General features: G+C 72.9%; 12 protein-coding genes. 8 read left to right on the top strand and 4 right to left on the bottom strand.

Going from position 1 to position 12,453, the window contains the following annotated elements:
* Positions 1–116 precede the first annotated feature (116 nt).
* Entirely contained in the window at positions 117–452 is a 336-nt protein-coding gene (locus tag Vau01_RS11160; RefSeq protein WP_203990300.1) for a DUF6223 family protein, read from the top strand.
* 39 nt (positions 453–491) lie between these two features.
* Here the strand turns inward: Vau01_RS11160 and Vau01_RS11155 are convergent, their stop codons facing one another.
* The gene (locus Vau01_RS11155; protein ID WP_203991047.1) at positions 492–1,421 is read right to left on the bottom strand and encodes an Acg family FMN-binding oxidoreductase; all 930 of its coding nucleotides are present in this window, start codon (positions 1,419–1,421) and stop codon (positions 492–494) included.
* Positions 1,422–1,675: 254 nt separating this feature from the next.
* Here Vau01_RS11155 and Vau01_RS11150 point away from each other — a divergent pair, with 254 nt between their 5' ends.
* From Vau01_RS11150 to pflA, 4 genes are read left to right on the top strand one after another with little or no spacing between them, the layout of a single operon-like run.
* A complete protein-coding gene (locus Vau01_RS11150) occupies positions 1,676–2,083 on the top strand; it encodes a hypothetical protein (RefSeq protein ID WP_203990298.1) in 408 nt (135 codons plus the stop codon).
* 13 nt (positions 2,084–2,096) lie between these two features.
* Positions 2,097–3,056 (top strand): Acg family FMN-binding oxidoreductase, encoded by a 960-nt coding sequence (locus Vau01_RS11145; protein ID WP_203990296.1) that lies wholly within the window; start codon positions 2,097–2,099, stop codon positions 3,054–3,056.
* A complete protein-coding gene (pflB, locus tag Vau01_RS11140; protein ID WP_203990294.1) occupies positions 3,053–5,308 on the top strand; it encodes a formate C-acetyltransferase in 2,256 nt (751 codons plus the stop codon). The genes Vau01_RS11145 and pflB overlap by 4 nt, the downstream gene beginning before the upstream one ends.
* Complete coding sequence (pflA, locus tag Vau01_RS11135; RefSeq protein ID WP_203990292.1) at positions 5,305–6,036, top strand: pyruvate formate-lyase-activating protein; 732 nt, start codon at positions 5,305–5,307, stop codon at positions 6,034–6,036. Before pflB ends, pflA begins: the two co-directional genes overlap by 4 nt.
* Before the next feature lie 117 nt (positions 6,037–6,153).
* Here pflA and Vau01_RS11130 read toward each other — a convergent pair whose 3' ends face one another.
* Positions 6,154–6,795 (bottom strand): hypothetical protein, encoded by a 642-nt coding sequence (locus Vau01_RS11130; RefSeq protein ID WP_203990290.1) that lies wholly within the window; start codon positions 6,793–6,795, stop codon positions 6,154–6,156.
* 110 nt (positions 6,796–6,905) lie between these two features.
* On the opposite strand from Vau01_RS11130, the gene Vau01_RS11125 reads away from it, so the two are divergent.
* The 3 genes from Vau01_RS11125 to Vau01_RS11115 all read left to right on the top strand — a co-directional run bounded on the left by Vau01_RS11125 (position 6,906) and on the right by Vau01_RS11115 (position 10,790).
* Positions 6,906–7,547 (top strand): response regulator, encoded by a 642-nt coding sequence (locus Vau01_RS11125; protein ID WP_203990288.1) that lies wholly within the window; start codon positions 6,906–6,908, stop codon positions 7,545–7,547.
* A gap of 9 nt (positions 7,548–7,556) precedes the next feature.
* A complete protein-coding gene (locus Vau01_RS11120; protein WP_203990286.1) occupies positions 7,557–9,248 on the top strand; it encodes a GAF domain-containing sensor histidine kinase in 1,692 nt (563 codons plus the stop codon).
* Between the two features lie 78 nt (positions 9,249–9,326).
* Entirely contained in the window at positions 9,327–10,790 is a 1,464-nt protein-coding gene (locus Vau01_RS11115) for a GGDEF domain-containing protein (protein WP_239151489.1), read from the top strand.
* On the opposite strand, the gene Vau01_RS11110 is transcribed toward Vau01_RS11115, so the two are convergent.
* Positions 10,774–11,514 carry a universal stress protein gene (locus tag Vau01_RS11110; RefSeq protein ID WP_203990284.1) on the bottom strand — a complete coding sequence of 247 codons (741 nt, stop codon included), beginning with the start codon at positions 11,512–11,514 and terminating at the stop codon, positions 10,774–10,776. The genes Vau01_RS11115 and Vau01_RS11110 overlap by 17 nt on opposite strands.
* Positions 11,515–11,529: 15 nt before the next feature.
* Positions 11,530–12,375, bottom strand: coding sequence for a universal stress protein (locus Vau01_RS11105; RefSeq protein ID WP_203990282.1), 846 nt, complete (start codon positions 12,373–12,375; stop codon positions 11,530–11,532).
* Positions 12,376–12,453: the final 78 nt, after the last annotated feature.

Genomic DNA, 12,453 nt, shown 5'->3' with positions numbered 1-12,453 from the left:
CGCAACCGTTGGGGTAGCCCGTCGCGCGCGCCTACATCCGGGGTTGTGGCCGTGTCGGCCGTAGTGGCAACTCCGGCATGACGATCCACCACCGGTCCGTCCCTACGCTTCGGCCTATGAATCTGTTTGCTGCCAACGACGTTCCCACCTTCACCGGCGACCGGGTCGTCGCCACGATCGCCGCCGTGCTGGCGCTGGTCGGCGTCGTGCTCGGTGTGATGGCGGCGGTGCGCGCCGCCCGTGGGGTCGGAAACCGCGGCCGCAACGGCGCGGTCGTCGCGCTGGCCCTCGCGGCGATCGGCGGGATCGTCGGTGCGGTGGTGGTGGCCACCGCCGACGGCGGGCTCGGCACCGGCAACGGCCTGGCCGGCGGTGTGGTCGCCATCGTGCTCGGCGTTGTCGGCGCGGTGACCGGTGGGCTGGTGCTGGCCCGCTCCCGCCGCGCCACCTGAGCGATCCGTCCGGGTCAGCGAGTTCAAGGCGGCGGCGCGTCAGGCGATCACGTCGGCGACCGGGCGGCGGGCGCTGTGGTGGCCCGCGACGCCGTAGCCGAAGCGCAGCACCGCGAACGGCGGGAACGGCCGGTGGCACACGTCGCGCAGCCGCCCGCGGCTCGCGGCGTGGTCGATCGGCTGGGTGAAGATCGACGCGGCGAGGCCCAGGTCGGTGGCGGTCAGCAGGACGCGTTGCAGCGCCATCCCGGCCACGACCTGGTCCGCCGCCAGGTCGCCGGCGGCGCCCAGGACGCCGATCAGCGGCTCGCGCTCGAACGGGCGCGTGCCGGGCGGGCCGGCGAAGTCGCGGCGGGCGAGCAGTTCGTGCTGGCCGGGTTCCGGCCCACCGGCGCCGACCGGGACGCCTTCCGGTCCGGTCCAGGTGGCCAGTTCGGCCGCGTACGCGGTGTCGGAGCGCAGGAGCCGGTCGGCTTCGCGGATCACGTCCGCGGTCGCCTCGGCGTCGGCCGGTGACTCGGCGAGGTGCAGCCACGCCTGCTCGTCGTGGGCGGCGCGGACGAGAGCGGTGCGGGCCTCGGGTGGTACCGGGATGTCCACGAACGGGTGCCGGTTGCTGTGCCGGCGGGGGATCGCGGCGTGCAACCGTCGCTCGGCGGGCGTCGCCGGGTGCGGGTCGGCCGGCGTCAGGCGGGCGACGACGTCGGGTCCGGGCACCAGCCGCACCTCGGCGCGGTGACCGTCGACGGCGAGCGCCAGTCGCAGGTTGAACAGCGCGGAACCGCAGGCGACCCGGGCCGCCCGGCCGGCCGGATCGGCGACGGGCAGCAGCCGCTCCCGGTCGAGCAGGACGTCGATGGCGTCGCCGGACAACCGGAACCGCCACGGTTGGGTGTTGTGCATCGACGGCGCGCGGACGGCGTCGGCCACGAGAGCGGCGAACCGTTCCGGGGTGAGATTCCAGACCATGGCGGACCTCCTGCTGTTCATGATCGGACAATCAGCACCGTGGCTGCGCGATCCGACGACGACGTCGGCGGGGCGGCTGCCGGGTCGCATGCCCCCACGATCGACCCCGGAGCCACCGAGGGTCAGTGCCGGACGCACCCGGTGTGCAGGGCCGAAGGTCCCGTCCGGGTACTGCGGTCACCGGTCCATCCTCGATCCGGATTCGGGACCTTGGCCCCTGGAGCCGCTGGTGCCGGGAGGCGCACGCTGAGGACATGACAAGCGCTGCCACACCGACCGTCCCGGCCCACAACCGGTGGGTGCTGCAGGCCCTGTCGACCGTCACGGGCCGGCGGATCCTGCCGAACCTGTGCGGGCTGCGGTTCGCCGGCCGGCGCACCGGCCGGACCGTCGTCCTGCCGGTCGCGCACGCGGCCTGCGGCACCGACGTCATGGTGCTGGTCGGGCACGCGACCGACAAGCGCTGGTGGCGCAACTTCCACGATGGTCACCCGGCCGAACTGCTCCTCGACGGACGCTGGCGTACAGCCCGGGGCGAGGTCGTCGGGCCGGACCGGATCGAGTATCCGCGCCTGCTGGCCGGATACCGGGCCGCGCACCCGCACACGTCCGCGCGGACCACCGATCCGATCGTCCACTTCGTCGTGACCGACCGGCCCTGAAAGGACCACATAGATGAACGACGTGACGCAGGCGCTGGCCCGCGCGGCTGACACCGCGCGCCGGGCACCGTCGATCCACAACACGCAGCCGTGGCGACTGGTGGTCGCCGGTCCCGAACTGGAGGTCCGGGCCGAACCGTCGCGGCAGTTGATCGAGCTCGACCCGGACGGTCACATGATGCTGGTCAGCTGCGGAGCCGCGCTGCACCACGCCGGGACCGCCCTGGCGGCCGAGGGCTGGAGCGTCGAGATCGACCGGATCGCCGGCACCGCCGGACCGGTGGCGCGGATCCGCGTGACCGGACGCGGAGAGCCCGATCCGGCCGCCGTGCGGCGGCTGGCCGCGATTCCCCGCCGGCACACCGATCGGCGCCCGGTGCCGCCCGAACCGGTTCCGGCCGACGCGCTCGCCGCGGTCACCCGCGCCGTGACCGGCACCGGCCTGCGCATCCACGTGCTGCGGCGGGACCAGGTCATCGACCTCGCCGTGGCCGTCGACCACGCGATCCGGGCCGAGGGCACCGACGACCGGCAGCGGGCCGAACTCGCCGGCTGGGTCGGCGGCGACCGGGCGGCCGGCACCGGCGTCCCCGACACGTCGATTCCCGGCGAGGCGCCGCAGACGACCGTGCCCGGCCGCGACTTCGGCGTCACCGGGACGCTGCCGCCGGGCGCCGGCCACGACGAGTCGGCCGTGTACGCGGTCGTGTTCGGTGCCGGCGACACCCCGATCGACTGGCTGCGCGCCGGCGAGGCGCTGTCCGCCGCGTGGCTCGACGCCGTCCACAGTGGACTGACCCTGCTGCCGTTCAGCGCTCCGGCCGAGATCGCGAGCACGCGCCTGCTGATCCAGCGGCTCGTGTCGCACGTCGGCTACCCGTACCTGGTGGTCCGGCTCGGGGTGGCACCCGCCGACACCGTCCCGGACACCCCCCGGCTGCCCGCCGGGGAGACTCTGGAGGTCAAACCATGACAACCACGGTCGTCGAATTGTCCACAGTGGACGCATGGCGCGGCTTCACCGGCAGCGGCTGGCGCGACCGCGTCGACGTCGCCGGCTTCATCCGCGCGAACGTGCGTCCCTACACCGGTGACGGCACGTTCCTGGCGGGACCGACCGACCGCACCACGGCGTTGTGGAACCGGCTGACGGCCATGTTCGTCGAGGAACGCGAGCGCGGAATCTACGACGCCGACCCGGCCACGCCGAGCACGATCACCTCGCACGCGCCCGGCTACATCGACCGGGACAGCGAACTCATCGTCGGCCTGCAGACCGACGCGCCGTTGCGGCGGGCGATCCTGCCGAACGGCGGCTACCGGATGGTGGAGGGTGGCCTCAAGGCGTACGGGTACACGCCGGACCCGAAGGTCACGGAGATCTTCACCACCTACCGGAAGACCCACAACGACGGCGTCTTCGACGCATACACCCCGCAGATCCTGGCCGCCCGCAAGGCCGGCATCATCACCGGACTGCCGGACGCCTACGGCCGCGGCCGCATCATCGGCGACTACCGCCGCGTGGCGCTGTACGGCGTCGACCGCCTCGTCGAGGCCAAGCGCGGCGAGCGCGCGGCGTTGAACGGTTCCCGGGCCACGGAGAACATCATCCGGGACCGGGAGGAGCTGGCCGAGCAGGTCCGCGCGCTCGGCGAACTCAAGCGGATGGCGGCGTCCTACGGCTACGACATCTCGAAGCCGGCGACCACGGCACGCGAAGCGATCCAGTGGCTGTACTTCGCGTACCTCGCCGCCGCGAAGGAGCAGAACGGCGCGGCGATGTCGCTCGGTCGCACGTCCACCTTCCTCGACGTCTTCGTCGAACGCGACCTCGACGAGGGGCGGCTCACCGAGACGCAGGCGCAGGAACTCGTCGACGACTTCGTCATCAAGCTGCGCATCATCCGGTTCCTGCGCACACCCGAGTACGACCAGTTGTTCTCCGGCGACCCGACCTGGGTCACCGAATGCCTGGGCGGCATGTCGGCCGACGGCCGCACCCTGGTGACCCGCACCTCGTTCCGGTACCTGCAGACGCTCTACAACCTCGGCCCCGCACCGGAACCGAACCTCACCGTGCTGTGGTCGCCCCGGTTGCCCGCGGGGTTCAAGCGGTTCTGCGCGACGGTGTCGCTGGACACCGGCGCCGTCCAGTACGAGAACGACGACCTGTTGCGACCGTACCTGGACGACGACGCGGCGATCGCCTGCTGCGTGTCGGGCATGCGCGTCGGAAAGGACATGCAGTTCTTCGGCGCCCGCGCCAACCTCGCGAAGGCGTTGCTGTACGCCATCAACGGCGGCCGCGACGAGGTGAGCGGCGTGCAGGTGACCCCGCCGCTGCCGCCACTCACCGACGACGTGCTCGACTACGACACCGTCCGGGCGGCGTTCGACCGCGTGCTGGACTGGCTCGCTTCCACATACGTCGACGCGCTCAACACCATCCACTACATGCACGACAAGTACGCCTACGAGCGCATCGAGATGGCGTTGCACGACCACCCCGTGCGGCGGTTCCTGGCGACCGGGATCGCGGGCCTGTCGGTTGCCGCCGACAGCCTCTCCGCGATCCGTTACGCCACCGTCGAACCGGTGCGCGACGGGACCGGCCTGGTCGTGGACTTCGTGACCGCCGGCGACTTCCCGACGTACGGCAACAACGACGACCGGGCCGACGCGATCGCCGTCGAACTGGTCGAGTCGTTCATGGCGAAGGTGCGCCGCCAGCCGACCTACCGCGACGCGATACCGACCCTGTCCGTGCTGACCATCACGTCGAACGTGGTGTACGGCAAGCACACCGGCCACACGCCCGACGGCCGGCGGGCCGGTGAACCGTTCGCGCCGGGCGCGAACCCGATGAACGGACGGGACAGGCACGGCATCGTCGCCTCGGCGCTGTCGGTGGCGAAGCTGCCGTTCGAGCACGCCCGGGACGGCATCTCGTTGACCACGACCGTCACGCCGGCCGGTCTCGGCCGCACGGTCGAGGAGCGCGTCACCAACCTGGTCGGGATCCTCGACGGCTACACCGACGCGGGCGGCTACCACATGAACGTCAACGTGCTCACCCGCGAGACGCTGGAGGACGCGATGGCGCACCCGGAGAAGTACCCGCAGCTGACCATCCGGGTGTCGGGATACGCCGTCAACTTCGTCCGCCTCACGCCCGAACAGCAGCGCGACGTCCTCTCGCGCACGTTCCACGAATCGGCATGAACGTTCCCGGCCGGCTGCACTCCTGGGACCTGTCGACGGGCGTCGACGGTCCCGGGACGCGGTTCGTCGCCTTCACCGCCGGGTGTCCGCTGCGGTGCCTGTACTGCGCCAACCCGGACACCTGGCGGATGCGGTCGGGCACCGCGACGACCTCCGACGGCGTGCTGGCCGACGTCGAGCGGCACCGCCGGTTCATCATCGCCGCCGGCGGTGGCTTCACCGTCAGCGGCGGCGAACCGTTGCTGCAACCGGCGTTCACCGGCGCGCTGCTGGCCGGCGCGCGCGATCTCGGCCTGCACACGGCGCTCGACACGTCCGGGTTCCTGGGTGCCAGGGCCACCGACGACCTCCTCGACGCGTGCGGCCTGGTCCTGCTGGACATCAAGAGCTGGGACCGCACGCTCTACCACCGGCTGACCGGCCGCGACCTGCACCCGACGCTCACGTTCGCGCGACGGCTGGCCGACCGCGGCACGCCGGTGTGGGTGCGGTTCGTCCTCGTACCCGGCCTGACCGACGACCCCGACAACGTCGGGGGAGTGGCCCGCTTCGCGGCGGGCCTCGGCAACGTGGAACGCGTCGACGTCCTGCCGTTCCACCGCCTCGGCGCCCACAAGTACCGCGACCTCGGCCTGCGGTTCCCACTGGCCGACGTCGAACCACCCGACGACGCGACGGTCGCCCGTGCCCTCGGGCAGTTCCGCGAGACGGGCCTGCTCGCGGTCTGACCTCGATGACCGACGGCCCGGTCATCGAGGTCCGCCGTGTCCGCCGTTGCCGACACCCCTGTGCCGGCGCGGCCCACGACGACGACGTGCGGGCCGGCGTGTTCCGCCGGCGGCGGATCACCGGATGCGCGGGCCGGCGGCCGGCACCCCGATCCGGACGGTGGCAACCGCTCCGCCCGGGCCGGGGCCCAGCTCGGTGGCCAGCCCTTCCACGTTGGCGGCGAGCAGGATCGCCGACGTCGCCTCGCCGGCCCCCAGCAGGAGCTCCGGGCGGTCATCCGTGGGGTGGACACTGAGGCGGGCGTCCCGCGTCCGCACGGTGACGCCGGGCCGTCGCGCCGCAGCCAGCACCCGGTCCAGTACCGCCTCGGGAACCGGAGCGGCGGAGATCGGCCGGGTGTCGCTGTGGCGGGCCGCGATCGCCCGGTACAGCCGCACCTCGGCGGTACCGGGGCGGGCCGGACCGGTGTGGCCGATCGTGGCGAGCAGGTCGGAACGGGCCGGGTCGGGCAGGTACCGGACGTCGGCGGCGACACCGTCGGCGGCGAGCGCGATGCGTGCGTGATGCAGCACGATCCCGCAGCTCACGGTCACCGCCCCGAGGGTGTCCTCGGCGAACAACGACAGCAGGGGACCGTCGATGCGCCAGCGCCACGGGCGTCCGTCGACGGTGGCCGGCGCCGACATCGCGGCGGACGCCGCCCGCGCGAGAGCGAGACTCTCGACGCTCCGGCGGTCGGTGAACTGGATGGCGGCCATGGCATCAACTGTCGCCATCGACGACGTGGTTGTTCAGGGTCGAACGACCTGTATGGGACGGGCCGGAGGAACGGTGGGTATCCGGCGCCGTATCCGGTAGAAATGAGGATGTGATCAGGGTCTACCTGCTTGACGACCACGAGGTGGTCCGCCGCGGCCTGCGCGACCTGCTGGAGCAGGAGGACGACATCGAGGTGGTCGGCGAGTCCGGCTCGGCCGTCGACGCGACGCACCGCATCCCCGCCCTCAGGCCCGACGTCGCCGTGCTCGACGGGCGGCTGCCCGACGGCAGCGGCATCGACGTGTGCCGCGACATCCGGTCGGTCGACCCGTCCATCAAGGCGCTGATCCTCACCTCGTACGAGGACGACGAGGCGCTGTTCGCCGCGATCATGGCCGGTGCGGCCGGCTACGTCCTCAAGCAGGTCCGCGGCACCGACCTGGTCGACGGGATCCGCCGGGTCGCCGCCGGCCAGTCGCTGCTCGACCCGGCGGTCACCGCCCGGGTGCTGGAGCGCATCCGCAAGGGCCCCGAGCAGCCCGACGAGCTGCGCGACCTGACCGATCAGGAGCGGCGGATCCTGCTCCTCGTCGCCGAGGGTCTCACCAACCGCGAGATCGCCAACCGGATGTTTCTGGCCGAGAAGACGGTCAAGAACTACGTGTCCAGCCTGCTGGCGAAGCTCGGCCTGGAACGGCGCACCCAGGCCGCGGTGCTGGCGGCGAAGCTGTTCGGCACCGACCGGCTCTAGGATCCCGGCATGACCGAGCCGCACGAGGAGACCGTGGGGTCCGCACTCGGGTTGCCGCCGGTGGATCTCGACGATCTGCTGCACGAGGTGCTCGGCCGGGTCGGTGAGGTCGTGGCCAGCCGGGAGCGGCTGCGGGCCCTGCTCGACGCCGTGGTGGCGATCGGCGCCGACCTCGACCTGCGCTCCACGCTGCAGCGCATCGTGGAGGCGGCGTGCCGGCTGGCGGGCGCCCGGTACGGCGCGCTCGGCGTGATCGGTGACGACCGGATGCTGGTCGAGTTCATCACCCACGGCGTCGACGCGGAGACCCACCGCGCGATCGGTGACCTGCCGCGCGGCCACGGCGTGCTCGGCCTGCTCATCGACGAGCCGCGCCCGATCCGCCTCGACGACATCACCCGGCACCCGCGCGCCTACGGGTTCCCGCCGAACCACCCGCCGATGCACAGCTTCCTCGGCGTGCCGGTGCGCATCCGTGACCAGGTCTTCGGCAACCTGTACCTGGCCGAGAAGGAGGGCGGCGGGCAGTTCGGCCAGGACGACGAGGAGATGGTCGTCGCGCTCGCGGTGGCCGCCGGTGCCGCGATCGACAACGCGCGATTGTTCGCGCAGTCCCGCCGCCGGCAGCGCTGGCTGGAGGCGGCGGCGGAGATCACCGGCGTCCTGCTCGGTGACGTGCGGCGCACCGAGGCCCTGAACCTGGTCGCGACGCGGGCCCGCGAGGTCGCCGAGGCCGATCTCGCGATGGTCCTGCTCCGCGAGGACGACGACCTGGTGGTCGAGGTCGCCAGCGGCTGCGACGAGCGCCTCCTTGGTGCGCGGGTGACCGTCCCGGGCAGTGAGTTCGCGGCGGTGCTCGACGAGCGTCACCTGACCGTCCTCGAAGACCTGGGCCGCGCCGCCGACTGGCCGGTCCCGCTGAGCACCGCGACGGCGCTGCTGGTGCCGCTCGCCGCCGGCGAGATCTCGTACGGCGCGCTCGTCGTCGCCTACATCTCCGGCAGCGGCACCGTGCTGGCCGACCTCGACGTCACCGTGGTCGAGTCGTTCGCGGGCCAGGCCGCACTGGCGCTGGAACGGGCCCGGGCGCTGGACGAGCGGGAGTTGCTGGCCGTCCTCGGCGACCGCGAACGGATCGCCCGCGACCTGCACGACGTCGTCATCCAGCGCCTGTTCGCGGCCGGAATGTACCTGCAGACGACGGCGCAACTGGCCACCAACCCGAAGATCAGTAGCCGCCTCGACACGGTCGTCGACGACCTCGACACCACGATCCGCGACATCCGCGGCGCGATCTTCGAGTTGCGCGGGCCGGCTCCGGGTGGCGTTCAATCGGAGCTGCGCCGCATCGTCCACGAGGCGCGGGCCGGCCTGGGATTCCGGCCGGAGCTGCGCCTGGACGGTCCGGTCGACACCGCGATCCCGGAGGACGTGGGTGTGGCGCTGCTCGCCGTGGTCCGCGAGGCGTTGTCGAACGTGGCCAAACACGCGCAGGCCTCCTCCGCACGGGTCCATCTCGCGATCGGCGGGGGAGAGGTCCGGCTGACCGTCACCGACGACGGCGTCGGCCCCGGACCGGGCACCTCCACCGGGCACGGCCGCCGCAACATCGCCGCGCGCGCGACCGACCTCGGCGGCACGGCCGAGATCGTCGCGGGCGCGTCGGGCGGAACCGTGGTGACGTGGCGGGTCCCCCTCTGATCACGCGGCACCGTGTCGGCCAGATCACCCCGGGCCGGACAGGCTCAGTTCCGCCGGTCCGCTGACGATCTGCCCGGCGTGAGATCGCGGATGTTCGTCGGGTACGTCGTCGTGATGGCCGGAATGATCGGGTTCTACCCGGTTGTCGCGGACCATCCGTGGCTCGGTACCGCCTGGCAGGTCGCCATCGGGTGGAGCGCCGCCGCCGTGACGGTCCTCGGCGTCCTCCGGTACCGCCCGCCCGGCCGCGCGGCCTGGCTGTTCTTCGCCGCCGGCGTGTTCCTCAACACCACCGGCATCCCGGTCGCCACGCTGATCGAACAGCTCCAGGGGCCGACGTACCCGAGCATCGCCGACGCGCTGTGGCTGGCGCTGTACCCGTGCCTGGTGGCCGGCATGCTGGTGGTCCAGCGCCGGCACCGGATCGGCGGCAACTGGACCGCGACGCTCGACAGCGCCACCATCACCGCCGGCCTCGCCCTGCTCTCCTGGGTGTACGTGATCCGGCCGAGCGTGCACGACGCGTCGCTGACGCTGGTGGGGCACGTGGTGGTGGCGAGCTACCCGATCGGTGACGTGGTCGTGCTGGCGATGACGACGCGGCTGCTGATCCGCGGCGGCTGGCGGCTGCCCGCCCTGCGCGCGATCGTCGGCGCGATGGGGCTGCTGCTCGTCGGCGACATCCTCTGGGTGATCTGGTCGCAGGCCGGCTTCGAGGTGACCGGCCTCGCGGAGAGCGGCATGAGCATGATCTTCCTGACGGTGTTCGCGACGATCGGCTCGGCCGCGCTGCACCCGAGCATGCGTCAGCTCGGCGAGCCCCTCGACACCGGATCCGGCATGCAGGTGCGGCCGACACTGCTGGTGGCGCTCACCGTCGCCGCGCTGGTCGGTCCGGTGGTGCTGACCACCCAGGCGCTGAGCGGCAAGGTCACCGACGCGTTCGCGATCGCCGCCAGCTCGACGGTGCTGTTCCTGCTGGTCGTCACCCGCCTGGCCGGCCTCGTCCGGCACATCGAGGCGCAGTCGCGCCAGCTCCGCGAGCTGGCCCGCACCGACGCCCTGACCGGCCTGTCGAACCGCCGCGACTGGACCACCCACCTGCCGCACGCCACCGAGCTGGCGCGGCGCAGCGGCGAGCCGATGACCGTCGTCATGATCGACCTGGACCACTTCAAGCGGTTCAACGACGAGTTCGGCCACCCGGCCGGCGACCGGCTGCTCAAGAGCGCGGCCGCCGCCTGGCAGGAGCAGATCCGCGCGGTCGACAAGCTGGCCCGCTACGGCGGCGAGGAGTTCATCCTGCTGCTGCCCGGCGCGCCGCTGGGCGAGGCGGTGGAGACGGTGGAGCGGCTCCGCGCGGTCACCCCGCTCGGCCAGACGTTCTCGGCGGGCGCCGCCGAGTGGACCGGCGAGGAGACGTCGGACGAGCTGGTCGCCCGCGCGGACCGCGCGCTGTACGCGGCCAAGCACGGCGGCCGCAACCGCACCGAAGTCGCCGAGTCCGAGGTCGCCGGATCCGCGGTCACCGCACGATCATGACCGGGCAGTGCGCCCGGTGCATGAGCCTCGCCGGGACCGACCCGAGGGACTCGGACGCGTCGTGGCCCTGCGCACCGACGACGAGCAGCTGCGCGTGACTGGACAGCCCGGTGAGGACCGGTAGCGGCTGCTCGGCCGTGGTCATCGTCTCGACGCTGACCCAGGGGAACTTGTCCTGCCACGGCGTCACCGCCGTCTCGACCGCGGCATAGGCGGAGCAGTGCACGGACCCGCCACCGAGAGGACGGCCGAGCCACGGATGCCCGGCGCTGCCGTAGGCGAAGGCGGCGATCACCGTGGACCCGCGCAGCCGCGCCTCGCCCAGCCCGACGGCGAGGGCGGCCTCGGCGCCGGCCGACCCGTCGACGCCGATCACGATCGGGCTCTCCTCGCTGCCGAGCCGGCCGCGGACCACCACCACCGGAACGGTCGCGTGGGCGGCGATCTCCGCACTGAACCCGCCCGCGCCACCCACCACGAGCATGCGGCACCGGAGGGCGGCGACGCCCCCGCCACGGATCAGGTGCCCGGTGATCCGCACGGACGGCTCCAGCCGCCGCGCGTCGGCGACCATCCGCGCCAGCCGGTCGTCGGTCGACCTCGTGTCGACGGTCACCACGTGCAGGTCGGCCCGCCACCGGTAGGCCTCGTGGACGGCCCAGTACAGCGCGTCCCAACTCGCCGGGGAACCGTCGACGCCGACGACGATGTCGGTCTTCCTCATGGTCGTCACCCCTCACTACCGGGCGAGCAGCACCGGGCAGCCGGCGTGATGCACCAGGTGCAGCCCGACCGATCCCAGCAGCAGGCCGGCGAAGCCGCCGTGCCCGCGGGAACCCACCACCACGAGCTGCGCGTCGCGGGAGGCCTCGACGAGCAGCTGGGCCGGGTTGCCGCCGGCGACCTGCACCTCGACCCGCACGTCCGGGTACTTCTCGGCCAGCGGCATGACGATCGCCTGCAGGTCGTCGCGGAGCGCGGCCTGTGCGGTGGTGGCGTTGAGAACGTCCGGCGGCGGGGCGTCGGCCGGCCAGGCCGGCGTCGAGGGCCGGAACGCGCGGAGGACCGTCAGCGGGCACCGCAGCGAGTCGGCCATCTCGAAGGCGACCGCGAGGACGTCGTCCGACGAGCCGTCGAACCCGGCGACAACCCCTTGGCCGGGGCGACCGCGCACGACGACCACGGACGTGGGGGCGTGCATGGCCACCTGCTGGCAGGTCGAGCCGGCCAGCAGGGCAGTGAACTCGGAGTGGCCGCGGCTGCCGACGACCACCAGGTCACCGGGCTGTGCGGCGGCGATCAGCACCGCGGCGCCGCCGCCGGCCTCGGTCTGCGCGTCGACCTCGACGCCCGGCGCCCACTCCCGGACGTCGGCCCGGGCCGCGTCGACGATCTTCGGGGCCTGGTGCCGGGCGGCGAGGTGGGCGTGCTGCGGGCTGAGCGCCGAGTCCGGCCAGTGGGAGCGGACCCCGTGGACGATCTGCAGCCGGCACCCGCGCCGCTGCGCCTCCGCGGCGGCCCAGCACAGGGCGAGCCTGCTTTCCGATGAGGCGTCGATTCCGACGATGACTTCCGCGGCTCTCATGGCTCCTCCTCGATGGGTAGCCCGGGCCTGTAGCTCAGTATCGCCATCAAGGAGGAGTACCGGGAGAGGCGTTGCGCC

Origin of the sequence: Virgisporangium aurantiacum, assembly GCF_016863635.1 — a bacterium.
Taxonomy (GTDB): Bacteria; Actinomycetota; Actinomycetes; order Mycobacteriales; family Micromonosporaceae; genus Virgisporangium; species Virgisporangium aurantiacum.
The sequence above is the reverse complement of the archived record's forward strand: the minus strand, read 5'-3'. Positions and strand labels throughout refer to the sequence as shown.